The sequence below is a fragment of the Cohnella sp. WQ 127256 genome, assembly GCF_024519285.1.
GTDB lineage: Bacteria > Bacillota > Bacilli > Paenibacillales > Paenibacillaceae > Cohnella.
The window spans coordinates 302,479-327,731 of sequence record NZ_JAMZCY010000009.1; the positions used below are offsets into that span (position 1 = coordinate 302,479).

Below are 25,253 nucleotides of genomic sequence, written 5' to 3' on the forward strand. Positions count from 1 at the left end.
CTTATAAGAGCGGGTGCATATGATTTGGTGCGAGAGCCGCTTCGGCATGGAATTGATGAGTGAGAGCGCGGATTTCAACAGCCGTTTTACACCGGAACAATTCCTCAAGCAATATGCGGCAATCTGCTGCCTTTGTTCTGAGCATACTCTCTTTAACTGGCAATATCGCCTGTGCCGACAAGCTTAACTCCTCAATACCTAGACCTAACCATATCGGAAGCGCGTTTACATCCCCCGCTAGCTCTCCACAAATGCTAACCGGTATTCCTTGCGCCTTAGCTGCATTCGTAACTGTACGAATCATACGTAAGATAGTCGGGTGAAACGGTTCATACATATGGCTAATTTTCTCATTCATCCGATCAACTGCCAACGTAAATTGAATCAAGTCGTTCGTGCCGATACTGAAAAAAGATACTTCTTCAGCCAGCAAATCCGCAATCATTACAGCAGCAGGAACTTCAATCATGATACCTGCCTTCGTATCCAATCGATAGGGCTTTCCTTCAACGGATAACTCTCGCTTTGCCTCGGCAAGTACTTCATTGGCTTCGCGCACCTCATCTAGGGACGTGATGAGCGGGTACATGATCTGTACATCCCCATATTCAGAAGCGCGAAGAATAGCACGCAGTTGAGTCTTAAACAAATCCTTACGCTCAAGACTGAAGCGAATCGCCCGGAATCCGAGGAAGGGATTTTCCTCTTCTGGTAATTCGTAATAATCAAGCTGCTTATCCCCGCCAATATCCAAAGTACGAATAATGACCGTTTCTCCCTTAAGCTTCTGTGCTACAGCCCGGTAGACCTCGAATTGTTCTTCCTCAGAAGGGAAACGACCGCGATCCATATAGAGAAATTCAGTTCGAAATAACCCCACACCCTCAGCACCATTGCTTAACGCTGCCTCCAGTTCCTTCAAAGAACTAATATTCGCGGCTAGTGTCAAGCTGACACCATCCTGAGTAACGGAAGGAACTTCAGCAATGGTTAGTAACTGCTCACGTGCGACGTTCTGACGCTTCCTCATCTCTGTATAACGGGAAACCATTTCCGAGCTTGGCTCGACTTGAAGCAGCCCGGTTACTCCGTCAATGATCAGGAGGTCACCAGTTCCAATTGGCTGCTCTAGCTTTCCCTCCACACCCATCACCATCGGAATGCCAAAAGCTCTTGCCATAATCGCGGCATGCGAGGTAGGACTCCCCACCATTGTAACGATTCCTAGAACAAGCTCCGGCTTTAAGTGTACTAGCTGTGAGGGAGAGAGCTCTCGCACGACGAGAACGAAAGGCTGAGTATCTTCTGGCAATGAAATATCAGGTACACCCAACAAGTGCTTAAGCAGTCGATTTCCAACGTCTTTAATATCTATTGCGCGCTCTTTCATATACTCGTCGTCTAAGAGATCAAACATAGTGACAAAGTGATCAATTGCTTCCTTAACAGCTACCTCGGCAACTTTATATTGTCTTTGAATGATGCCTTGAATTTCGTTCATGAATACCGGATCTTCGAGAATAGCCAGATGCGCGTCGAATATGCTCGCTTCCTCGGAGCCTACAACCTCGTCCAGTTCTGTTCTCATTTGGTTGATCTCTGTTTTGGAACGGTCGATCCCCTCATACAAACGATCGAACTCTTTAGCCAGGTCTGCCACATCTATTTTCTGATCCGGTAGCTCCCATTCCCAGTGCGGTAATACAAACGCTTTTCCTATGGCAATTCCTTGCGAGGCCCCTAACGCTTGAATCATTTCCCCGCCCCCTTTTTCTCTCTCTCGTGTACGACAACCGACATCACTGCAGCTTGACCCTTCTTGACCACCTTAAACGGAGCAAAGCGCCAAGATTTTACGATATCGCTGTTCGTAATGACCATTGGTGTAGCTAGTGACTTCGCGTGCTGCTTTAAGGTTGGAAGATGGAATTTCAGCAGAGGCTGGCCCGGCGATACTTCATCCCCCATCTTGACGAGTATCGTAAATCCTTTCCCTTCAAGTTGCGAGGTGTTAATGCCGACATGTAGCAGAACTTCCAGGCCATCCTTCGTTAATATCCCAATCGCATGCAAGGAAGGATGGATATGTATGATTTTTCCTTGGATTGGTGCAACCAGTTCTCCTTTGTCTGGTATAAACGCCACGCCTCTTCCAACGAGCCGTTGAGCGAATATCGGATCGTCAACTTCCTCCAGAGGGATCATCCTACCTTGTACGGGGGAATGGAATTGAATTTGTTGTACGTCCATCTGCATGTGTTTGTGAATCTCTTCACGGATAAGCTCCGAGAAGGTCCCGAACACGACTTGCACATGTCCTCCTCCAAGCCTTATGACCCCAGCAGCTCCAAGGTGGCGCAAGGATTGCGAATCGACTTTACGATCATCCTCCAGTGTAAGCCGAAGCCGAGTTATGCAAGCTTCAAGTCGGACAATGTTCTCTTTGCCTCCTAAAGCCTGCAAGATGAGAGGTGACCGGTAAGGAATGTCTCCTGCCCAATCGTCTAGCCTCGTAGCGTCTTCACGACCAGGCGTTGCCAATTGGAAGCGACGAATGCTCCATCGGAACAGTACGTAATACAGCAGTCCGACGGCGATCCCAATCGGAATGAGCAGCCAGCCTCTATGAGCCAATGGCATATTAACTAAGTATTCCAAAGCGCCTGCCGAGAATGTAAAGCCGTGATGAATATCTAGCTCATATACGAGCCACATGATACCTCCAGACAAGAGAGCATGCACGAGAAATAAATAAGGAGCAACGAACAAGAAAGCAAATTCTACGGGCTCCGTTACGCCTGTAAGAAAGGAGCCAAGCGCGGCAACCCGAAATTGCTTGCTTGTCTTCGGTTTCAAGTCCTCTCGCGCCTCATGAATGATTGCAAAGGCGATCGCTGGCAACGCGAACATCATCGTTGGATACAATCCAGCCATAAAAATACCTGCGGTAGGGTCTCCCGCAAAGAATCGTGGTAAATCTCCAAAAAATACGGTCCCATCTACACCATCGTATTCGCCAACCTGGAACCAAAAGATGTGATTTAACAAGTGGTGGAGGCCAAAAGCCACCAATATACGGTGTAAAAACCCATATAGGAATACGCCAAAGCCACCCGCTGTATCTACAAGAGTTCCCGCAGATTCAGCCCAGCTTTTCAAACCTTCACCCGTCCCAATCATGATCCATGCAAAGGCAAGCGAAACGACGCTCATGAACAGTGGAACAAACCGGGCGCCCCCGAAAAACTGCAAAAATTCAGGGAGCTGAAACGATTTGAATCGATCATGCGCCCATCCAGAAATAATACCGATGACGGCACCTGCGAACATCGATGGTTGTACACCATTAGGATCGTAGGTATGGGTAACGATATGGAAAATAAACATCCCCGTTAGCGCGGCCATACCGGCTGTAGCGGTTTGATTAGACATTCCAAGCGCTATCCCAATTGCGAATATGTACGGAATGTACTGAAATATTGCCATACCCGCAGCATGTAACATTTCCGGAACTTGCTCAGACACACCAAACGAATCCCAAGGTATTCGTGCTAGCATTAGGAATATAGCAGCAGCCGGAAGCACTGTCATGGGCAGCATCATGGCGCGACCTAGTCTTTGGAGATAGCCTATTCCATACAAGTGGTGTCCCCCTCCTTTCCGATGGGTAAATTACTTGGTTTAAACAAAAAGATATAGATAATCACATATAGAGGACGACGATATACCTCCTTCCAGCCGCTTGCTCTCCACCCATTGCCTCGATGAAATTAAGTGGTGGCAATGGGCTCCAAGAGGCGGACGTAAACTCTTACAGGAGATATATCTCTGTCCCTTTTTTATGATTATCTATATAGACTTTTAAACCAAATCTTTTCCCATTGCCGATTTTTTAAATAAAAGATTTAAGATTTCCCGTTAGGGAGGAGGATGGAGTCCTCCACTTTGATGCAGCGGTCCATAATGATACGAAGACCACCTTCGGTAGCAATCGTAGCGGCTTCTTCGTTAGAGATGCCTAGCTGAAGCCAGAGTACTTTGGCTCCGACTGCAACAGCGTCTGTTGCAATTGGCGGGGTATGCTCAGGACGACGGAAGACGTTGACGATATCTATTGGAACTGGTACATCCTTTAAGGAGGCGTAGCTAGTCTCTCCTAGAATAGAAGTTGCGTTCGGGTTGACCGGAATGATCTTGTAGCCCTTATGCTGCATAGCTTCAGAAACCATGTAAGAAACCTTGGATGGATCGTCTGATAGTCCCACTACAGCGATTGTTTGTGAATCCACCAAAATTTGTTTGATCTCTTCACGGGACGGATGAACGTACGACATAGTAACAGCCTCCTCTTATCGAATATCGTTTATTTTAGTTTACCCACTCGACTTTAGCTCCAAGCGATTTCAGGTGATCGAAATAGATCGGGTAAGATTTCGCAACATGATGCGCGTCTCTGATGCGGATCGGCTGAGCGGAACGTAGGCCAACAATTGTTAGCGCCATGATAACCCGATGATCGTAGTGTGCATCGATTTCAACGCCGCCTTCTACACCTTCTGGACGACCGTGAACAATGATTTCGTCCTGCTTCTCTTCTACACGGGCACCCGCTTTGCGCAATTCTGCTAAGTAATCCGTAATCCGATCACACTCTTTGTATCGCAAATTTTCAACATTATAGAAACGGGAGGTTCCCTCTGCGAACACAGCTGCAGCAACCATAGCTAACACACCATCGGTAAACTCATCTCCATCGAATTCACCTGCAGTAAGACGTCCGTTACCTTTCACATGAACGATACCGTTCTCGTGAGTAAGCGGAACATTCATCGCTCGTAACACATCCACTACAGCCCGCTCGCCCTGCTTGCTGTCTTCCATAAGGCGATGAACGATCACATCGGATTCCGTTACCGATGCTGCAGCCAGAATGGCTGCGGAGCCAGGATAGTCTCCTTGAACCGTGTAGGTTTGCGCTTTGTACTTCTGCTTCCCTGGAATGCGGTAGTGCATAAGGTCCTCGGAAGCCTCGACGATAATTCCCGCTTGCGCAAGAACCTCTAGCGTTTGCCCGATGACGACTTTGGATTTCAGGTCGTGCAACACTTCAATTTCGCTATCCTCATCAAGAAGAGGAGTCACGAACAATAACGAGCTTAGGAATTGAGAGCTTACATTACCCGAAACTTGGATTTTGCCACCACGTGGGTTTCCGCCTTTGATCGTCATTGGCAATCTTCCATTTTGGTGATCAATCGTTACGCCCATACTTTCCAACGCGACGATCAAATCGTCATGCGGTCTTTTGCCAAGGGACTCAGGGTACGCATTGACGAAATGAACTTCTGGTAACAATGCCGCAACCGACATAATGAAGCGAAGCACGGCTCCCGCATTTCCTACATTTAATTCCTTAGTCATACGTGGATGACGACCGAATCCAGTAATGACGATTTTCTCGTCATCCTCTTCTACGATTGCTCCTAGATCACGGATACAGCGACGCATGGCTTCTCCATCCTCACTGTGGGCAGGAAATAGAATCGTGCTAGTCCCTTCTGCAAGTGCAGACACAAGCAAATAACGGGTTGTATAGTTTTTGGAGGATAATGCTTGAATTTCGCCTTTAAGACTTCCTGTAGGGGTTACGATCATATCCATTAATAAACACGCTCCTTAGAAACTATGTATGTATAAGATATCCGAATCCGACACCTGCTGCAGTTAAACTAAATCCACCCACATAGGTAGCGAGCAAATAATAAGCTAATGTGTGTCTAGAATTACTCTCGTTCATCAAAGCCTTTTGCACATTTAATGTGGAATAGGTTGTTAACCCTCCCAGTATGCCAATCCCGCAACATGCATAAACTGCAAAATGCTCCTGCTCTAAGTTAATGCCAATTAGCAAACCCATCGCAAATGATCCTACGAGATTAACAAGCAGTGTTCCGATGTAGCTCATCTTCATCTTGCGAACAACCCAACGACCGACCTCATATCGGATTAGCGAACCTATAGCTCCTCCAATGCCAACCAAGCAGGCAATCCATAAGCTGTTCAAGAGGGTTTGCCCCTTCCCCAAGCCAACCCAGTTGCTGCTAGCCCCCACCCACCAAGAGCGCTTAATAGCACGTACGCCGCGGCTGCAACATAGGCATCATTTTGCCAAAGACCCCATAACTGACCGTTAAATGCGCTGAAGGTTGTAAATGAACCTAGAAATCCGGTACCCACTACATCCCCGAACCATGGAGGGGTGATCTTACGGGATAATAATCCGGTTAGAAGGCCAAGCAATAACGAACCCAATAGGTTGATTATTAACGTTGCCCACGGAAATGGATTAGAGCCCATCTGATGCGGGAATAAAAATCCGATCTCATATCGGGCTACTGCTCCAAGAAATCCGGCAATGGCTATGCCGATTACGATCTTCATGTCTTCTCCGCTCCTACATTGACAGCAGCATGCACAGTTTCTTATGATTAACCTATACCCAGAGGAAAGGTTGGCCACATATGAGCTCCTATACGACAATTACCGTCGAAGAACTTAAAGCACGGCTGGATGCCGGACAACAAATTCATCTCATTGACGTACGCGAAGATGAGGAAGTCGCACAAGGAATGATTCCGGGAGCTATACATCTGCCACTAGGCCAGATAGCTCAACAACTTAACGCGATTCCCAAAGAAGATGAGGTTATCTTCATATGCCGCAGTGGCTATCGTAGCGACCAAGCTTGTCAATACTTATCCTCACTCGGCTATAAAGGAACAACTAACTTGATTGGCGGCATGCTTGCCTGGAACCAGCTTCCTTAAGCCTGTGATTTAGGCAGCCAGCGAAGAAGTAAGTCAGCAACTTCTGAAGGCGATCGATTGGACGTATCTACCATCACATGTGCAAAATCGTAGGCATTACGCCTTGTCTCCAGCAGTGTGCTAACACGTTCCTCCGCATCGCCTGCAAGAAGCGGCCTCGTCCCAACTGCTGACATGCTGGTCACGCGACGGATCAGGCTTGCCTTATCTGCAGTAAGCGCTACAACCCAACCCCCAGACAGCATCGTTCGACGATTACTCTCACGTAGAACTGCTCCGCCACCCGTCGCCACCACTTGTCTTCCTTCACTTAGCACATCCGATAGCACACGGCTTTCCCAATCACGGAATACTTGTTCCCCATCCTCGGCGAACATCTCTTTAATCGATCGACCTGCTAATCTCTCGATCTCTTCATCTGTATCCTTACTCTCCCAACCAAGACGCTCGGACATAAGACGGCTAACCGTCGATTTCCCCGTTCCCATAAAGCCGACAATAATAATGTTGCGGCTTGAGTGATTTCCGCTCACAACAAGTTCCCCATTCCTTGAATTTACACTTTTTATATCATATCATATCCATCCAATGGTATAAAACGACGAGTTTTATCGTAACTTTGATAGTGTACAAACACATCGTCAAAGGTGATGGTGCAATTGAAAAATAATAGAGTGATTTCACCGATAGAGCAACCACTCCGCCGTATTCTCGATCCCTCTCACCCTTTGTGCCGGGAAGATGTTCTCTGGGCGTTAGGATTTATTAAGAAAAAAGTGACCGAAAGAGCTCCCGAATGGTCGGGGCTCGATCAGTCACAGTTGCTTGCTCATTTTACCTGTTTCGCGGATATGGCCTTGCTGCTTCTGCATCGACGTAGCCCCAGTATTCAGGAAACAGCTTGCTTTCGCAAGATGCTCAACGAGCTTCTATCGCCTGACTGGATTAAGAATTAATCCAGTTATGATGGAACGAGCCTTCTTTGTCCAGACGTTTGAACGTATGGGCACCGAAGTAATCACGTTGTGCTTGAAGCAGGTTAGCAGGCAGACGCTCTGAACGGTAGCTATCATAGTAAGCGATAGCGCTCGCGAACGAAGGAACTGGCACACCATATTTGATAGCTGTGGATACCACTTCACGCCATGCATCTTGATAAGACTCTACTACACCTTGGAAGTACTCATCCAGCAGCAGGTTGCGAAGCTGTGGTTCACGGTCATATGCATCTTTGATGTTCTGTAGGAAGCGGGCACGGATAATGCAGCCACCGCGGAAAATCATTGCGATATCGCCGTAGCGTAGATCCCAGCCATACTCGTCTGAAGCTGCGCGCATTTGAGCAAATCCTTGAGCGTATGAACATATTTTACTTGCGAACAAGGCTTTGCGTATGCTCTCGATGAACGCGGCTTTGTCGCCTTGGAATGCGCTTGTTTTTGGTCCTTTAAGCACTTTGCTTGCAGCAACGCGCTCTTCCTTCATTGCGGACAGGAAACGGGAGAATACCGATTCTGTGATGATGGAAAGAGGCACGCCTAAGTCAAGTGCGCTTTGGCTTGTCCATTTTCCAGTTCCCTTTTGTCCAGCGGAATCCAGAATAACATCAACCATAGGCTTGCCAGTTTCCGGATCCTTCGTTGCGAAAATATCCGTTGTGATTTCGATGAGGTAGCTATCCAGCTCGCCTTTATTCCATTCTGCGAAGATGCTATGGAGCTCATCCGTCGAAACACCAATAACGTCCTTCAGCAATTGGTACGCTTCGCAAATCAGCTGCATGTCACCATATTCAATACCATTGTGCACCATTTTAACGTAGTGTCCAGCACCATCTGGTCCAATATATGTACAACAAGGGTCGCCATTTACTTTAGCGGAAATACCTGTAAGAATCGGCTCAACAAGACGATAAGCTTCTTCAGGTCCGCCTGGCATAATCGATGGGCCTTTAAGTGCGCCTTCTTCACCACCGGATACACCTGTGCCGATGAAATTGAAGCCTTGAGCTGTCAAATCCTTGCTACGACGTTGTGTATCTGGGAAGTATGCGTTACCTCCATCGATGATGATATCACCCTTATCCAAATAAGGAATGAGGGACTCAATTGTTGCATCCGTACCTGCTCCTGCTTGAACCATGATCAGGATTTTGCGAGGCTTCTCAAGTGAATTTACGAACTCTTCAACCGAGTAAGTTGCGACTAGCTTCTTGCCTTTTCCATCCGTATTTAACAAATCATCTGTCTTCTCTTTGGAGCGATTGTATACCGCTACAGTAAAACCGCGGCTCTCGATGTTAAGAGCAAGGTTACGACCCATGACGGCTAAGCCGACAACACCAATGTTTGCATTCGACATGATTATATTCATCCTTTAGTACAAAATTTTCACAATAAGACTATTGTACTCTTTTTGCACAAAGATGAAAACCTTCAAATAAATTTCCATGTTCTGCAAAATAGTTCTTGCTATTTGCCTATACTTATTATTTAATAGTAAATATAAAAAGTAAAGGGATGTGTTCATTATGGCAGCAAGCACTTGGAGTTTAGACAAATCTCATAGCGGTATTACATTCAGCGTTCGTCACATGATGATTACTAATGTTCGTGGAAGCTTTAATGATTTTGAAGCGGTAGTCACTGCAGACTCCGACAACCTTCCCGCAGTAGTTGCAGCCATTACAATCGATGTTAACAGCATCAGTACGAAGGACGAAGGTCGCGATGCTCACTTGAAATCTGCGGATTTCTTCAACGCCGAGCAGTTCCCGCAAATTGTTTTCACCAAAACAGCTCTAGTATCCAAAGGTGGAGAAGATTACGAGCTCACTGGCGATATTACGATTGCTGGCGTAACGAAATCCATCACACTGAACACTGAAATTGCAGGCCCTGCTAAAGATCCATGGGGCAATACGAAATTCGGTGTTATCGCTGACGGAGTCATCAATCGCTCTGAATTTGGTCTTTCTTGGAATGCTGCGCTGGAAACAGGTGGACTTCTTGTCGGTGATGCAATTAAAGTACACATCGAATTAGAATTTGCACAAGCATAATTAATAACAAAAGCGGAGCTCATCTTGTTAACACAAGGGGGCTCCGCTTTTGTTATATATAGGTTTCCAGCCTCATTACAGCTCTACTAGTAGCATCTCGGTGCGCATTCCTTTTAGCTTTTCCTTACTCGATTCGATTTGTTCAGACCATTCATTCACAATCGCTTCGTGAAGAACGGCCAATTCGTAATCGATTTCCAAACGAAGAACGCCGGCTTGTTGCTCAGCTCGCTTAGACTTGAACGCCTGCACCATGTCTTCTACTGTAACTTGCGGCCGTTTTTGATAAATAATCCGATGTTCCATGCCGGACACCTCCACGAGACGGATAATTTCACCGAACATGATATTCTCAATCCTAAGCACTTGACGGTCGTGGAACCTCTTCACAATGGCGTGGCCGCGGGAATCATTGATGAGCTTCTCGATCCATAACGCCAGCTTCTCATCCTTGACCAGGTAATCCCCTATCATTTTGTAACGACCCAGCACCCTGAGGAACCTTAGCTTGAGCAACTTCCGCCCCGTTCTTACGGATACGATAAATTGGTGCTCACTTTCGTTCCAGTACAAGGAATAGCCTTCCTGGATCAGCTCTCGGATCAGATTCTGAATCTGGCGACGATCAAATCGAAGCTCTAAGTTGCAATACTCCACTTCATGGCTGCGGTTCACGGCCATCCCCCCTCCTGCATACTCGCTGGCTTGAGTTATTGACCGAATTGTCTGAATATTGTGGCTTACTTATATCTTATACTCCATCTTATGTAATGGCAACTTGGTTTCTTGACTATTTTCCTACCTATTTTTTTCAAATAAAAAACCCGCTCCAGAATCAGAAGCGAGTTTCTTAATGCTTTAATCAGGCTTGTGCTGGCTTCAGCACGTAAGAGCCGAAGGCCAGAAGTACAGTAGCAAATAAGGCCAGTATTCCAAGCTGCAAACTAATATCCTGCAGAGTTGCTCCCGAAGAAGCCTTCTCTAAGGCAACAATCGCCCATCTTTGAGGCATGAAGCTGGAGAGCTTCTGCATATAGTCAGGCATCATCGTAACTGGCCAGAAGCAGCCTGCGAGCATGCAGGAAGGAATAACAATGAGATTGTTAATGCTACCTAAGTGAGCGACATTCTTCACCATGCCCGCAGCCGCTGAAGATATGCCAACCGCCGCCAACAGAAAAAATTCCATAATAACAAGTAGACTTGAGAAGGAAATTCCAAAGTCAAATCCAATGACGTATCGAGTCACCGTCAGAATTAATACCAATTGCAACGTTCCTAGCAGTAAGCAGCCGAGGAAGTTGCCTAATGCGATTTCCCAAGCCCTCACCGGAGCCGAGAATATGCGGGCCATCGTCCGATTGGTACGATCCTCCACAATGCCATGTATTGATTGATTGACGAGATTCATGACAAACATAAGCATTAGACCAATCACGAGGACATTCGCATTGTTGTACCTCTGTACGATCTCTTTACTAATTACAGCAAGCTTCCCCTCCTTCTGCTGTTCTAGTAATTGAAGGACTAGCTGATCCCTTTGCTCTGGATTTTCCGCAGTAGCGGCTACAAGCTGAACATTACGGGCAAGTCTCTCCGTTGCTTCTGTTAACGTTATACCTAGTGACACGTTCCATTGTTGTTCATTTTTGCGAAAGAGCTTGACACTTGTCTCCTCACCTAGAAGCAGCTTGCTCGTAAATCCTTCTGGGATGTATACCAATGCTCCCCATTCCCCGTCATAAACCTCTTGCTTTAACCGCTCCAAGCTATCTTGCTTCACTTCTTGCTCACTGACGTTATAAGAATTGATTGATTGTATGGAGCTAATGATAGGTTTGCTTAGCCAAGCTTGATCTTCATTTAATACCGCGACTTTAACCTTCTCGCCCGACGAATTACCAAATAGGCCGACGATTCCCGAAATGACTAAGATAGGCAGCAATAAGATAATAAATAATCCTTTACGATTGCCGATCACTTTACGCATATTTAGATTTGCAATGATTAGACTAGTTCTCATAGAGCCACCGCCTTCTTAAATCTGACTAAAGATAAGCTTAGAAGTACAAATGTGATGGATCCGAGAATAACGACAAACTGCCAGCTTTCCAGAAGGGATCCCCCTGCCATCATCCTGCGAAGCGCTTCATTTGCCCAATGATTAATCGTAAATTTGCCAATCTCATTTAGACTCGGACCTAAATCTGCGATCATCCCTCCACTTAAGAAGGTCATAACCATAATGAGTAGGCTGAAAATCGATTCTATTGCTCTTCTACTTCGAATAATAGACGTTAAGAGGAGCGCGAAGCTCACCGTCGCCATGGACACGAGCACGCAAACCAACGCTATACCTCCATAACTGTTGCCCCAGTCGACGCCGTAAATCCATTTCGTAAAAGCCACAATTATAGCGGACTGAATGATAGCAAAGAACAGTACACCCAGCAGCTTTCCAGCAAGCATCGCGTTCAATGAAACCGGCATCGCATAAAGCCGGAGTAACGTTCCCTTCTCTCGTTCCTCCGTTATGCTTATCGCGCCAGACATACCAGAATAGAGCAGAAACATGACTAAGTACGCTACAGAATAATATTGCAAAGCTGAGAAGTTGCTGAAATCAGCATTATCGCCCGTCACTAGGTTTCCGATTTGAACGAGTTTACTTGATGTAGCACTCTGAGCACTATTGGCGATTTGATCCTGGGAAAGCTGGGGAAGAACGATCGCTACGGATTGTCGTACATCAATATCCGCAACGAATCGATTAAAGACGGACTCGGTAATTAGATTACGTTCAGCGAACTTACCCGGATAATAGTGAAGCGTTCCATCTACAACCGTGAGACCGTAATCTGACTTGCCCGATTTTATGTCTTCTAGAACCTGATCCTCGCTATTGCGAATCAGAGGGTCTACATAAGAAGCAAGCTCAGGTGAAGCAAAATACTGCTTCGCAGCTTCACTAAGCTGCCCTTCGTTACCTGTATAGACTGATACCTGAACGGGCTTATAATCACTGTCCAATGCATTACCTAGTAGGAAAATAAGCAATAACGGAAGCCCCAGTAGCATAAGGATAACCGTGCGAATTCTGGACAGTTGAACGACCTCGTTCCAGGCCATTAATAAAGCTAATCTCATGATCACCTTCTCCTTTCTTATTGATCTTAGACACCGTCACGTAGAGTGCGACCAGTAAGTGTCAGGAATAAGCTTTCCAGATCCGGCTCTACCCGAGTTAATTTCTGTAGCTTCAAGCTATGCTTCGTGAGAATAAACAAAATGTCCTGAAGATAAGTTTGAGAATCTTGTAACACAAGCTCCAGTTGCGTGTCATCTCTCCGATGGAAGGAAGTAATCCTTGGATGCGTACGAATTTCCTCCGCCGCTTCTTCTGTCATCCGATTACTCTCTAGCATTAATCTTTCCTTCAGTCCAGCTTGTTCAATGAGTTCTTCCTTCGTGCCATGAGCAACAAGCTTACCTTGATCCATAATCCCGATTCTAGTGCTGATCGCTTCGACCTCTTCCATGTAATGACTTGTGTAAATAATGGTTGATCCCATTTGGTTTAATTTTTTGACGGACTCTAGAATATGATTCCTAGACTGTGGGTCAATTCCGACTGTCGGCTCGTCCATAATAATTAGCTTTGGTCGGTGCATGATCGCACAAGCGATATTCAATCTCCTTTTCATTCCCCCGGAAAAAGTGCCTGGCTTATCTTTGGCGTATTTCTCCAATCCGGTGAATGCAAGGGCTTCCTCAACCCGCTCCTTCAGAAGACTGCCTCTTAGTCCAAATAGCTTCCCGAAAAAAGTAACGTTCTCCCGAGCGGATAGCATATCGTAGATCGCCAGCTCCTGTGGAACTAATCCGATCCGGCGCTTCACTTCAAGCGGGTTCTTCGTCGTCGAGTAGCCGTCTAATGTAATTTCTCCTGCATCCATGGCCAGAAGTCCAGATAACAAATGAATCGTTGTGCTCTTTCCTGCGCCATTAGGCCCCAGTAATCCGAAAATTTCACCTTCGGCGATTTCTAGATTCAGATGGTTCACACTTATTTTAGTGGTGTCGTACTTTTTGACGACCCCTTTGAATTGTACCAATGTCATAATGATGATCCCCTCTCCAACTTGTTGATTTCATTGTAAGCGACAAAGGTGCTCCTTCACAGGTACCCTAAGTCATTTCATTGGAATGAGATAAGGTGACAAAAGTCATTTCGTGAATGCTATAATCATTCTATCCTTACAATTTGGAAGGAGCGCCTTCATGCGGCCGCTGCTTGTCTGGCTACAACATTTACTCATTCTGCTGCCTGCCGTCGCCACGCTATATGTTGTCAATATCCCTACGGCAGCCAATTATGTTGGTTATATCCTTCTGGCACTGTTATGCGTGAGAATAACGGAGCTTGCTCCTAGATTCGCATATTTATTGGTCCCTATTGAATTAATCGGATTTGGATGGCTGTCCAATACTTATGGAGGCTTACTCTATTTCCTTCTATTTTCCGGGATAATTTCTATCTTTTTATACTTCTCCAGACTCGTCGAGATCGCCGCAATGATGATATTATCTGTAGCCGTCCTGCTTGTGGTTACAGTGGGGATCAGCACCGAAACAGCATGGACAAGTATCCTCATCTGGATTGCCTGTACCTTTCTCCTTACCGCCAACTATGCAAATAATCGCAATCGTGTGAAGTTGGAACGGTTAGTAGAGAATTTATCCGATAGTCAGGATCACTTAGAGCAAGAACGTGCAAGAGCAATGGAGTATGCTCGCCAAGTCGAGGATTACGCACAGGTTCAGGAGCGCGGACGGATCGCTACCGAGCTCCACGATGATCTAGGTCACAGGCTTATTCGGGTTAAAATGATGACCGAGGCCGCTTTGCATCTCATGGAGCATAATCCTGAGCAGGCTGTTCGTATGGTCGAGCAGGTTCGGGGTCAACTCGAAGAAAGCATGAATAATATGCGCTACACGGTTCGCAAGCTCCAACCAGTGGAAACTCCTAACGTGAGGAGATATGCTCTACACCGTCTGATCGAAGACGCAGCAAGGGATTTACAAATCGATGTGTCATTCGAGCTAACAGGCAAACCTTTTCCTCTATATCCGAGTATTGAGTTCGTATTGTACAGGAACGCCCAAGAAGCGATAACCAATGCCGTTAGGCATGGCGGTGCTTCTGCGGTTGAAATCGGTCTCGATTTTGCCTCCGATAAGGTCATAATGAACATCACCAACAACGGCAAGCTCCCCAAGGATGTCTCCTATGGTATGGGGTTAAAGGGGATGCAGGAAAGGCTTACCGTGATAGGTGGACAACTTCGCGTGTCCTTGGAGCGCGGATTTGTCATTTCGACGATCGTCCCCAACCACCAGATGAGTCAAAGAGCAGAAGGAGAATGAAACTATGATTCAGGTACTCATCGTAGACGATGATCCCTTTATTCGCGAGAGCTTGAAGCTTATTCTTGATCTCGACCCAGAACTTCAGGTTATTGGAACTTGCAGTAACGGAGAGGAAGGCTATGAATTCGCCAAGCTTCATCCAGAAACCAATATCGTCCTCATGGACATTCGAATGCCCGTATGTGATGGAGTCGAGGGAACCCGTAAGCTTAAGACGCTGGACAATCCTCCTTCCGTGCTTATTCTGACTACCTTCGACGACGATGAGTATATCGTACAAGCGATCCGCAACGGAGCTAATGGATATTTGCTCAAGAACGTGCCACCTGCAAGAATTATTTCTGGAATTAAGTCCGTATTCGAAGGCAATCATCTTATTCACCCAGACATTGCGCGTAAGCTTGCTGGAATTCTCAACTTTCATGGAGAACGCACGCCCTCCTCGATTTCGAATTCAAGCTCTTCCAAATTGGGGAGAGATCTTACAGCTACGGGATTAACTGCAGCGGAGCAAGATATCGTACGCCATATCGCGGATGGCAAATCAAACAAGGAAATCGCTGGAGCTCTATTCTTAAGCGAGGGTACAGTCAAAAACTATATTTCCGAAATACTGGGCAAGTTATCTCTTCGAGATCGAACACAAATCGCAATTTTCTACTTGAAAAATGAATCCTAATCTAAGCCAGCAAGGAGAATTACAATTGAGTACAAATACAACTGAAGTTTTCACAGGGTTTGAACGACGTGATTTCGAAGTATTCGAAATTGAAGGGCTAGAGCAACGAATGGATGCACTAATCGAAAGAGTAAGACCCAAATTTCACCAGCTTGGCGAACACATCGCACCTTTCCTCGGACAGCTTAACGGAGAAGAGATGTTTACCCATGTTGCTAAGCATGCCCGTAGAACGGTTAATCCACCTAACGACTCTTGGGTCGCCTTCGCGAATAATAAGCGTGGGTACAAAGCTCACCCCCACTTCCAAATCGGTCTTTGGTCTACACATGTATTCGTTCAGTTTGCCATCATATATGAGTGCCCGAATAAGAATGTATTCGCGGAACGCGCTCTGACTGAGCTTGATTCTATTCGCAAATCCGTCCCCGCTCACTTCGTTTGGTCTAAGGATCATATGGTCCCAACTGGACTCACGCATAGCAAGCTAACGGATAGTGAACTGACGGATCTATTTAATCGTCTTAAGAACGTTAAAGCCTCTGAGCTGACTTGCGGCATTCACATCGAACGTGGTAATCCCATACTCGCCGATAGCGGAGAATTCGTGAAATGTGTGGAAGAAACTTTCCGCACATTGCTTCCCCTGTACCGGATGGCTTTCGCATAATAACGCTTAATACACTTACGCTGGAACTGAGCGACGGGGATAATGGACATAAGGGCTGACTGTTACTTAAGGCGACACCAAATGATCCATCCCCACAAAAATAAGATGAAAAAGCCTCCATCACCACGATTAAAGTGGAGTTGGAGGCTTCTTCTATGCTTGAAATCCTAAGCACGAATAAGCGAGTTATTGCGCCGCTGCTTCGCTAATGGCTGCTGAAGCCATTTTACGCTGGCGTGCAGACTTGCGGAAATAGAGAAGCTCATAAAGGCAAGGAACGATGACTAACGTAAGCAAGGTCGAAACGACTAAGCCGCCGATAACAACAATGGCAAGGCTTTGCGAGACGATGCTGCCACCCTCAGCTGATCCGAATACAAGTGGCATCATCGCACCAACTGTAGCGATTGCGGTCATTAGGATTGGACGCATACGTGTACCGGCTGCTTCCAACAACGAATCGCGAATCGACATGTTCTCTTCGTTGTGCTTCACTCTGTCGATCAACACGATCGCATTCGTAACAACGATACCAATGAGCATGACAACCCCGAAGATGGCGGTAAAGTCAGGTGTTATTCCCGTTACAATTAAACCTAGCACAGCTCCAATAGGTACGAAGAAGATCGAGCTAATGATCGCGAGTGGTGCTTTTAATGTTTTGAAGGTAAATACCATGATCAAGTAAACAATTCCGATAGATACGAGCATCATCATGAACAGACTCATAATATCAGCCGACTGATCAGCAGAAGCCCCGCCTACGTTCAGCTTAACACCCTCTACAGTCTTCACATCTTTTAGCTGTTTATTAATCTCTGCACCAACAACAGATAATTGCGATGGTTCAACTGAAGCCGATACACGGACATAGCTTTTGCCATCCTTATGGAAGAACGTCGTCGATTGCTCTGACTTCACCCATTTCGCCACGCTTGATACAAGCGCTGGACCAGCGTCAGTCATAACCGTTAGCGAGGAAAGATCGCTTTCAGTCGTCGGCTTTAAGCTTGGCTCCAGCATAACCTGGATAGACTGACCCTCAACGGTAATCGCACCTACAGGAACTGGATTTAACATCCCTTGCAGCTGCATGGCGATATCTCCGGCTTTCGCTTCCGTCGGGTTAACTTCTAACGTATACACCGTTTTCTTCTCTTGCTGATTGCTTTCAACTTTAAGTACATCCTTGATTGGTTTGATCTTGGCGATGACCTCATCTGCTGTCTTGCCAATCTCTTCAAGATTATTTCCTGTAATGTCGACGATGACTTGAGTTGAGCTTCCGCTGGACATGAAATCTCCTGTACTCGTATTCAACTCAGCACCAGGGAAGTTAGTCCGCTCGGATTTCACGGCTTCAATAACGTTCTCCGCATCCGCACCATCTTTCATTTTCAACATATAAGATACGAGTGTCGGAGACGAAACTGAACCGTATTTGGCTGCATCCGCACTATTTCCGTTCATCATGGCAACCAGTTCTACATCTTCACGATTCATCAAGAAGGTTTCCATTTTATAGCCATTTTCCAGCACTTGAGCTACTGGTGTATCGGGTTTGAATTCCAGGCTAACATTAATGCTCTCCGCGCTTGAAGAATCGATCGCGCCTTTAGGTAAAGAAAAATAAGTTGCAATGGAGCCTACTAAGAGCACGATAGCTCCAATGATTGGCAACCATTTGTGACGTAAGTTCCATTCCAGTAAGCGAACAAACCGCTTGGATGGCTGATGTTCTTTAATGCTCGAATTTCTAAGTACACCTGCGCTCATTAACGGAATGATTGTCAGAGCAACCAGCAACGAAGATAACAGAGAGTACGTCATCGTTAAAGCGAATGGAAGCAGGAAGGATTGTAGTCCCCCTCTTAATAAGCTCATCGGCAAAAATACTGCAATCGTGGTCAGTGTCGATGCTGTAATCGCCCTTGCAACCTCCCTGGTTGCATCAATGATGAGCTCTGTTGAGAACTTCTCCTTCTGCAGCCTTCGGAAAATATTCTCGATAACAACGATACTGTCATCCACTAACCGCCCAACAGCAACTGCGACGCCACCGAGTGTAAGAATATTCAATGTAATTCCCGACATATCAAGCAAATACAGTGTCATCGCAAGCGATAACGGTATCGATACGATAGTAACAAGCGTCGCACGAACATTGCGCATAAAGATTAGGATGACTATTGTTGCAAACAATGCGCCTAGAAGCACTTCCCGCATCATGCTATTCACGGAATGTACAACTTGCTCGGACGTGCTAAGCATTAAATTTAGAGTTACAGATTTATTTTCCTCGTTAAACTTCTTAATAATATCGTCTACTTGATTGCCAACATGGACCGCGTTGGAGTTAGCTCCTTTGGAAATGACGTATTCCAGAGCCTCTTTGCCGTCAATTCGGAACAAGCTTTCCTTCTCATCGTCGAAGGCTACGGTCGTTACATCTCCGAGCTTAACGCCTTGAGCAATTGGAAGCTTCTTCAGTGATTCAATATCTTGCAGACTAGCAGATACGTTTAAGTTCACAATCTGACCGTCCAATGTGCTCTCACCTATCGAAGCGGAAGCATCACGGCCTTGTAGCACACCGTACAACGATTGAAGCGGAACACCCTTCTCCGCCAATTTCACAACGTCTGGAGTAATGGTTACCTTGGGTTGTGATTTACCGGAAAGCATCACGTCACCCACACCGTCAATCGCCTTGAATTCGTCTAGCACCTGCTGCTCCAGAATTTCCTTCTCAGCATCGCTTACTCCTTCAGCGAAAGTGAGTGTCACGAATGAAATGGGAATCATCGAGGTATTGAGCTGAACAATATATGGAGGTGATACATTAGCGGGAAGCTTTACTGAATTTACCACTTTCTCGACCTCTAGCTTGGCTTCCTTCATATTCGTGCTAGAATCAAAATTTAAGTTAACTTGAGCAAAGCCATCTCCAGAAGTCGAGAAGATATTTGTCTTTCCTTTAATTGCCGATAACGAGTTCTCTATCGGCCCCGTTACCGATCTGTCCATCGATGAAGCATCATAACCCGGTCCGATGACGGATACGGTGACTTGAGGGTTATCCGCCTCCGGCAAAAATTCCATAGGCAGCTTTGTGTAGCTTAGAATCCCCATTGCTAATACCATGATAACGATGATGATCATTGCTGCTTTGTTGCGAAATGCCCCTCTAATAAAATGATTCAATTTGTTTGTTCCCCTTCCACTCCATTATTTTCTTTTTTTAAGCTTAACGGAAAACCTATCCAGGTGAGAAACGACTGAAGACGGGACTTGAACCTAGACTAAAGTCTGAATTTGGATACAACTGGAGTCTCTACAATGCATTTTCCTTGCAATTCCAATTGTAGTTCCATCTTCACATCTGTACATGTGAGTTAAGTCATTAACTATCGCCTTATCGAATGACTAAAGTCATAGAATTATTCGATTCGAGTTCTCCATTACAGGCAACAAAAAAAGCTGAGGGCAATAAGCCTCAGCTTCGAATCCAATTATTAAATTGAGTATGTTGATGAATGACTTCCAGATTAAGCTTGTAGCTTCTGACGATCCTTAATGCGGAACTGTGCCAATAATCCAAGCGCGGCTACCGAGAGTATACCCGAGACGACGAAGGGCAGCCATGATGCAGCGCCCAGTAGGGCCGCTCCGAGCAATGGGCCCACAATGCGCCCCAAGCTATCCATAGAGGAGCTAAGTCCAGAAGCAATACCTTGTCCAACCGTTGTCTTCTTAGTAATGAGAGAAGAAACGCAAGGTTTAATGAGAGAGTTACCAATTCCGAAAATACACAAGTAAACCGTAGCCATCACCCAGCTATCCGCTGTTAACATTAAGAAAAAGCCAAGAGCGGAGATGAGCAATCCGATAGCGATGTATTTCCCTTCCTCCCCATTTTTAATCCGACGACGCACGATTCCCCCCTGCACTAGCGCACCTGCTAATCCACAGAAGAAGAACATCATGCCTATCTGTAATGGAGTTACTTCAAACTTCTCAATTCCAAACAATTGTAATGTTGCTTCTAGAATAGCTAAGGAGAAGGTTACAAAGAAAGCAAGTACATATAAGTACTTAAGCGGTCCTTGGAACGCAGTCCAACGAGATATCCGTTTGCCCTTCTCTTTCGAAGCCCGCTTCTCCGGCGGTAATGACTCGGGTAGCTTGAACCATGCTGCGACAAATACGATAAAGGATAAGGCAGCTGCCGCATAAAAAGGAGTATGAAGCTGAATTTCGCTTAGGAATCCACCAAAACCAGGACCGAATGTAAACCCAAGTCCGATGCTCATCCCAACAACAGCCATCCCTTTCGTTCTTTCATCCTCTGTCGTAATATCCGCTACATAAGCAACAATACAGGATACGACTGCTCCGGAGAACAAGCCTCCCAGAATACGCGAAATATACATAATGACGAGATTATCTCCGGATAAACCGAAAATCAAGAAACTTATTGCAAACCCTAGCACACCTGTCATAATAACGGGACGACGTCCAATACGCTCGGACAACCCTCCCCAGAATGGGCTGAGTAGGAACGACATCAACGAATAGATCGCCAACATTGCTCCTGTGTGCCAATTTGCCGATTCTTTACTCGCTTCCGTCACCAATTGGGGAAGGATCGGAATAATAATGCCGAAGCCGATAAAAATCGTAAAGAGCATGAGACCAACGATAGCTAATTTACTTTTCACGATAACTTTCTCTCCTCTAAATACAACAAAAATAGGCATTTCCGTTTCAACAATCTAATCTTGATGGTAGCATATTGAACGCTTTGTTCCAAATGAGATCTGTTGACGTTTATGTGACAAATATCATATCGAATAGACAGTGGTTGATTTCCCCCCTATTTTTGTTATACTCATGCTTGTTTGTACAATGAACTCAAAACTTATCAGATGCTCGTTAAAGAAAGGCAGGGAACTTCAAATGGATCATAATCGGACTCCTTTATTCGACGCGTTGCGTTCCCACGCGAAGCAAAATCCAGTGCAATTCCACATCCCAGGCCACAAAAAAGGCGCGGGGATGGATCCCGAATATCGTAACTTTATTGGACAAAACATTCTCGACATTGACTTGATCAATATCGCGCCGCTCGACGACTTGCATCAGCCTGTTGGTGTTATCCTTGAAGCGCAGAAGCTTGCCGCAGATGCTTTCGGTGCAGACTTCACCTACTTTTCCGTTCAAGGAACGAGTACAGTCATCATGACGATGATCTTGTCTGTATGTGGACATGGGGACAAAATTATCGTTCCTCGCAACGTTCATAAATCGATTCTATCTGCCATTATTTTTGCAGGAGCTCGTCCAGTCTTCCTCTCGCCTGTCCGTGATACGAATTTAGGTATTGATCATGGGGTTACGACTCGATCTGTACGCAGGGCATTAGAGCGCCATCCAGATGCTTCTGCAGTACTCATTATTAATCCTACCTATTATGGAGTGTGTACTCACCTCAAGGAAATCGTTGATCTTGTGCATGAGTACGATATTCCGGTGCTGGTCGATGAGGCGCATGGTTCTCTCATTCATTTCTCTGATGAGTTACCGTTATCCGCTATGCAAGCAGGCGCTGATATGGCAGCGACAAGCGTTCATAAGCTCGGTGGGTCAATGACTCAGAGCTCCATCCTTAACGTTCGTAAAGGTCTAGTGAATCCGTTTCGTGTGCAAACGATCCTGAGCCTACTCATGACAACGTCGACTTCCTATCCACTGCTGGCTTCATTAGATACAGCTCGACGTCAGCTAGCCATTCATGGCAAGGCTCTCGCTGAAAGAACTGTGACGCTGGCCAAAAAGGCTCGCGATGCGGTTAACCAAATTCCCGGGCTCTTTAGCTTTGGTGAGGAGCTACTAGGTGAGGAAGCAACTTACGATTACGATCCCACGAAGCTAACCATTCACGTCCGCCACTTGGCGATGACGGGATATGATGCGGAAAATTGGTTACGTGAGCATTACAAGTTAGAAGTTGAGCTTAGCGATATGTATAACATACTTTGTCTCATTACTCCGGGAGACGATGAAGAGTCTATCGGTATTCTTCTTCAAGCACTGAAGGGCATGTCTGAAGCTTATTATGAGCATGCCAAGGAAATTCCTGAGGTTATCGTCAAAATCCCAGAAATCCCTCATCTTGCTCTGACGCCAAGGGATGCCTTCTATGGGGAAACAGAGCTTGTGCCTTTTAAAGAATCTGCGGGTAGAATCATTGCAGAGTTTATTTACGTCTACCCACCGGGAATACCGATCATCCTCCCAGGTGAAATTATCTCACAAGAAAATATCGATTATATCGTCGATCATCTTGAGGTTGGACTTCCTGTCAAAGGACCAGAGGATCGATCTGTTACTAACGTTAAAGTCATCATGGAAGAAACAGCTATCTCTTAACCCTCTAGATAGAGCCTACAAAAGGGTCCTTTCTCAGCTTTCTGAGGAAGGACCCTTTTGACTGGAACCCGTTGCCAACAATTCTGGGAAATGCTATCATTGGCGTGGGGGTGGAACTGATGAGTCAAAGCGCTTACATTTCTCTTGTCCAAGGCTCTACATTATCTGAAATTGATCTTAATGGCGTTAAGGAACAACTGCACCATTATCAGGAGCAGATGTCGTTAACTGGACAACAGCTTGGTTATGATTACGCCGAAGTTGCCTTTCCTTACAGTATTGAGAACAAGCCCGAAGCCAAAGATCAATGGTTTTATTTGAAGGGGAAGGCTCCCCAATATCGTTATATCGTGGTCGGAACAGGTAAACGTGAGGAAGAGGGTGCAGCTGTACCTTTTATTCAGCTTGTATTACCGGATGACTCGACCCATGGAGACAAATCAAAAGCGAATGAGCTATGTAAATGGATTGGGAAGCAACTGCAAGCAGAAGTTAAAATGTTCAACGGTCGAACTATTTATTTCAATCCCCGTAAGTAATATTGTCGATAGAATGAGACTTTAATATTTAAGTGATAGGTACATATAAAAAAAGCAGTAGCCATCTCCATTAGGAATTGGCTACTGCTTTTTGTTACGAGATTCATTGTCATACATGATCGTAGCTATTACCCGTTCTCGTTCTCGAGGGCAGCAAGCTCTTCATATACTTTCATGACCGTTTCCCACTCTTGATCGTCCTCGATGTTAACGAGCACTTCGTCTTCGCCTTCTTCTTCGACACGGAAAATAACCCCATCATCCTCAGGATCATTCCGGTCCAATAAAACAGCGTACGCACGATCATTGGATTCAAATGTGTAAACGAGCACCATTTCGTGCTCCTTGCCGTCTTCGTCAGTTACAATGAATACGGCTTCTTCATCGTGGTCATGTTCGCAATTCTCGTCGTGGACATGATCGCTCATGGCGAACCTCCGTTCAATCGGTTGATTTTACCTACCCACGTATCGTATCACTTCCAGTCCAAAGGGTCAAACGAAAAACGCCTATATCCGTATGTAGGACTAGGCGTTTATCTATGATTATTTGGAAGCAATCGTTTTCTCAGAAACCACTTGAAAATCTGATTCACCGACAGGTTTCATCCAGAAGCGTAGCGTATACGTGCCTACAGAATCGAATTTGTATGAGATATCTTTGATCGTCGTCCAGAAGTCGGACTTCCCGTCTGGAAACTCACTGTCACCTGACTTGACAGAAATGATCTGCGTTTCATCTCCGTAAGGATCCGCGATCGTCAGCTTATACGCGTTAATATCCACTTTCAAGGAGTCAACCTGGATAAACGCCATAAACTTGGCCTTTTCGTTTTTCTTAACGTCCGCGAATATGGTCGTATCATAACTCGTAACCATATGTACGTTCGGCTTGAAAATCGAAATCTTCTTGTCGTCCTGCAACAAAATAGCCTGAAGCTTATCAGACACGATTTGGGACGAAATGTACGTCTTGTTATCAACAGTGATACTGCTGTCTGATTCCTTCTTATTGATCCATACCTTCAATTTCTGAGATACGGAATCTGCATACGCAACGCTGCCGAAAATTAATGATAAGGATAAAGTTAATAGAATAAGCTTACGGAATTTCATCATGAACATCCTCCGTCTATACCGACTCACTTTCTTGTCTGCATTTGGTTATACCGACAGTCGGGCGGAAAGTTGCGCATGAAGGTTAAAAATATATTAAGTTTTTCTAATCATGCTCCCCAGTGGGAATGTCGCATCATGGCGAAGCTTGCGCTTGCCTGGGAAATAGCACGCTCATCCCCACAATTTTCTTGCATTATTTTTTACGGGATGGCAATGTTAACACGCATGGGACACCATAACCTACAGCGCCAGTAGCGCTCATTCGTTCCAAATAGTCGAGACCTCTCTTGCAAGGAGTTTTACAAACGGCACAAGTATCGGATGTCACGATTTTCATTTGCGCCCTCTTGTTATCTGATGCAGGGGCCGACTTTTTCTTCTTATTTACCTTCGACATCGGAATCTTCCTTTCGCTAGTGCATAGGAGAAAACAACTCCCCCTCAGACTATGCGAAATCCGCCCAAAGCGTCACAGGTTACCCTCTGATTTTTTT

25 protein-coding genes are annotated in these 25,253 nt (G+C 45.7%); 8 read left to right on the forward strand and 17 right to left on the reverse strand.

The features are described 5' to 3' along the window. Position 1 precedes the first annotated feature (1 nt). From ptsP to M1K58_RS24750, 6 genes are all read right to left on the reverse strand, one after another. Positions 2–1,756: a phosphoenolpyruvate--protein phosphotransferase gene (gene ptsP / locus M1K58_RS24725; RefSeq protein ID WP_256761557.1), complete on the reverse strand. Its 1,755-nt coding sequence runs from the start codon at positions 1,754–1,756 to the stop codon at positions 2–4. Then, positions 1,753–3,603 carry a glucose PTS transporter subunit IIA gene (locus tag M1K58_RS24730; protein WP_372339206.1) on the reverse strand — a complete coding sequence of 617 codons (1,851 nt, stop codon included), beginning with the start codon at positions 3,601–3,603 and terminating at the stop codon, positions 1,753–1,755. The genes ptsP and M1K58_RS24730 overlap by 4 nt, the downstream gene beginning before the upstream one ends. Positions 3,604–3,905: 302 nt before the next feature. Further along, entirely contained in the window at positions 3,906–4,334 is a 429-nt protein-coding gene (locus tag M1K58_RS24735; RefSeq protein ID WP_256761559.1) for a CoA-binding protein, read from the reverse strand. A 34-nt stretch (positions 4,335–4,368) separates the two neighbouring features. Beyond that, positions 4,369–5,661 carry a 3-phosphoshikimate 1-carboxyvinyltransferase gene (aroA, locus tag M1K58_RS24740; RefSeq protein ID WP_256761560.1) on the reverse strand — a complete coding sequence of 431 codons (1,293 nt, stop codon included), beginning with the start codon at positions 5,659–5,661 and terminating at the stop codon, positions 4,369–4,371. 22 nt (positions 5,662–5,683) lie between these two features. Continuing rightward, positions 5,684–6,064, reverse strand: a complete 381-nt coding sequence (locus M1K58_RS24745) for a fluoride efflux transporter FluC (protein WP_256761561.1) — start codon at positions 6,062–6,064, stop codon at positions 5,684–5,686. Continuing rightward, on the reverse strand, positions 6,061–6,441 hold the full coding sequence (locus tag M1K58_RS24750; RefSeq protein ID WP_256761562.1) for a fluoride efflux transporter FluC: 381 nt from the start codon (positions 6,439–6,441) through the stop codon (positions 6,061–6,063). The genes M1K58_RS24745 and M1K58_RS24750 overlap by 4 nt, the downstream gene beginning before the upstream one ends. Before the next feature lie 80 nt (positions 6,442–6,521). Between M1K58_RS24750 and M1K58_RS24755 the strand changes: the two genes are divergently transcribed. Next, positions 6,522–6,827, forward strand: coding sequence for a rhodanese-like domain-containing protein (locus tag M1K58_RS24755; RefSeq protein WP_256761563.1), 306 nt, complete (start codon positions 6,522–6,524; stop codon positions 6,825–6,827). Here M1K58_RS24755 and M1K58_RS24760 read toward each other — a convergent pair. Next, positions 6,824–7,360 (reverse strand): shikimate kinase, encoded by a 537-nt coding sequence (locus M1K58_RS24760; protein WP_256761564.1) that lies wholly within the window; start codon positions 7,358–7,360, stop codon positions 6,824–6,826. The two genes, M1K58_RS24755 and M1K58_RS24760, sit on opposite strands and share 4 nt — an antisense overlap. A 126-nt stretch (positions 7,361–7,486) precedes the next feature. Here M1K58_RS24760 and M1K58_RS24765 point away from each other — a divergent pair, with 126 nt between their 5' ends. Further along, positions 7,487–7,783 carry a hypothetical protein gene (locus M1K58_RS24765; RefSeq protein WP_256761565.1) on the forward strand — a complete coding sequence of 99 codons (297 nt, stop codon included), beginning with the start codon at positions 7,487–7,489 and terminating at the stop codon, positions 7,781–7,783. Here M1K58_RS24765 and gndA read toward each other — a convergent pair. Then, complete coding sequence (gene gndA / locus M1K58_RS24770) at positions 7,773–9,188, reverse strand: NADP-dependent phosphogluconate dehydrogenase (RefSeq protein WP_256761566.1); 1,416 nt, start codon at positions 9,186–9,188, stop codon at positions 7,773–7,775. The two genes, M1K58_RS24765 and gndA, sit on opposite strands and share 11 nt — an antisense overlap. Positions 9,189–9,357: 169 nt before the next feature. Between gndA and M1K58_RS24775 the strand changes: the two genes are divergently transcribed. Continuing rightward, entirely contained in the window at positions 9,358–9,888 is a 531-nt protein-coding gene (locus M1K58_RS24775; protein ID WP_256761567.1) for a YceI family protein, read from the forward strand. A gap of 75 nt (positions 9,889–9,963) precedes the next feature. Here M1K58_RS24775 and M1K58_RS24780 read toward each other — a convergent pair whose 3' ends face one another. The 4 genes from M1K58_RS24780 to M1K58_RS24795 form a co-directional block, all read right to left on the reverse strand. Next, complete coding sequence (locus tag M1K58_RS24780) at positions 9,964–10,563, reverse strand: hypothetical protein (protein WP_256761568.1); 600 nt, start codon at positions 10,561–10,563, stop codon at positions 9,964–9,966. A 187-nt stretch (positions 10,564–10,750) separates the two neighbouring features. Beyond that, positions 10,751–11,911, reverse strand: coding sequence for an ABC transporter permease (locus M1K58_RS24785; RefSeq protein ID WP_256761569.1), 1,161 nt, complete (start codon positions 11,909–11,911; stop codon positions 10,751–10,753). After that, on the reverse strand, positions 11,908–13,035 hold the full coding sequence (locus M1K58_RS24790; RefSeq protein WP_256761570.1) for an ABC transporter permease: 1,128 nt from the start codon (positions 13,033–13,035) through the stop codon (positions 11,908–11,910). Before M1K58_RS24790 ends, M1K58_RS24785 begins: the two co-directional genes overlap by 4 nt. A gap of 26 nt (positions 13,036–13,061) precedes the next feature. After that, positions 13,062–14,009 carry an ABC transporter ATP-binding protein gene (locus tag M1K58_RS24795; RefSeq protein ID WP_256761571.1) on the reverse strand — a complete coding sequence of 316 codons (948 nt, stop codon included), beginning with the start codon at positions 14,007–14,009 and terminating at the stop codon, positions 13,062–13,064. A gap of 160 nt (positions 14,010–14,169) precedes the next feature. On the opposite strand from M1K58_RS24795, the gene M1K58_RS24800 reads away from it, so the two are divergent. From M1K58_RS24800 to M1K58_RS24810, 3 genes are read left to right on the forward strand one after another with little or no spacing between them, the layout of a single operon-like run. Continuing rightward, the gene (locus M1K58_RS24800) at positions 14,170–15,318 is read left to right on the forward strand and encodes a sensor histidine kinase (protein WP_256761572.1); all 1,149 of its coding nucleotides are present in this window, start codon (positions 14,170–14,172) and stop codon (positions 15,316–15,318) included. A gap of 4 nt (positions 15,319–15,322) precedes the next feature. Then, entirely contained in the window at positions 15,323–16,000 is a 678-nt protein-coding gene (locus M1K58_RS24805; protein ID WP_256761573.1) for a response regulator, read from the forward strand. Between the two features lie 25 nt (positions 16,001–16,025). Then, positions 16,026–16,670 carry a YktB family protein gene (locus M1K58_RS24810; RefSeq protein ID WP_256761574.1) on the forward strand — a complete coding sequence of 215 codons (645 nt, stop codon included), beginning with the start codon at positions 16,026–16,028 and terminating at the stop codon, positions 16,668–16,670. Positions 16,671–16,856: 186 nt separating this feature from the next. Here M1K58_RS24810 and M1K58_RS24815 read toward each other — a convergent pair whose 3' ends face one another. Then, the gene (locus tag M1K58_RS24815) at positions 16,857–19,874 is read right to left on the reverse strand and encodes an efflux RND transporter permease subunit (RefSeq protein WP_256761575.1); all 3,018 of its coding nucleotides are present in this window, start codon (positions 19,872–19,874) and stop codon (positions 16,857–16,859) included. Between the two features lie 344 nt (positions 19,875–20,218). Next, a complete protein-coding gene (locus M1K58_RS24820; protein ID WP_256761576.1) occupies positions 20,219–21,391 on the reverse strand; it encodes an MFS transporter in 1,173 nt (390 codons plus the stop codon). 238 nt (positions 21,392–21,629) lie between these two features. Between M1K58_RS24820 and M1K58_RS24825 the strand changes: the two genes are divergently transcribed. Both M1K58_RS24825 and M1K58_RS24830 read left to right on the forward strand, forming a co-directional pair. Beyond that, complete coding sequence (locus M1K58_RS24825) at positions 21,630–23,102, forward strand: aminotransferase class I/II-fold pyridoxal phosphate-dependent enzyme (RefSeq protein ID WP_256761577.1); 1,473 nt, start codon at positions 21,630–21,632, stop codon at positions 23,100–23,102. Positions 23,103–23,221: 119 nt separating this feature from the next. Beyond that, positions 23,222–23,641, forward strand: coding sequence for a DUF1885 family protein (locus tag M1K58_RS24830; protein WP_256761578.1), 420 nt, complete (start codon positions 23,222–23,224; stop codon positions 23,639–23,641). A 128-nt stretch (positions 23,642–23,769) separates the two neighbouring features. Here the strand turns inward: M1K58_RS24830 and M1K58_RS24835 are convergent, their stop codons facing one another. The 3 genes from M1K58_RS24835 to M1K58_RS24845 all read right to left on the reverse strand — a co-directional run bounded on the left by M1K58_RS24835 (position 23,770) and on the right by M1K58_RS24845 (position 25,156). Next, on the reverse strand, positions 23,770–24,069 hold the full coding sequence (locus M1K58_RS24835) for a DUF1292 domain-containing protein (RefSeq protein WP_256761579.1): 300 nt from the start codon (positions 24,067–24,069) through the stop codon (positions 23,770–23,772). A 117-nt stretch (positions 24,070–24,186) separates the two neighbouring features. Next, positions 24,187–24,759 carry a copper amine oxidase gene (locus M1K58_RS24840; RefSeq protein WP_256761580.1) on the reverse strand — a complete coding sequence of 191 codons (573 nt, stop codon included), beginning with the start codon at positions 24,757–24,759 and terminating at the stop codon, positions 24,187–24,189. Between the two features lie 193 nt (positions 24,760–24,952). Beyond that, a complete protein-coding gene (locus tag M1K58_RS24845; RefSeq protein WP_256761581.1) occupies positions 24,953–25,156 on the reverse strand; it encodes a hypothetical protein in 204 nt (67 codons plus the stop codon). Positions 25,157–25,253: the final 97 nt, after the last annotated feature.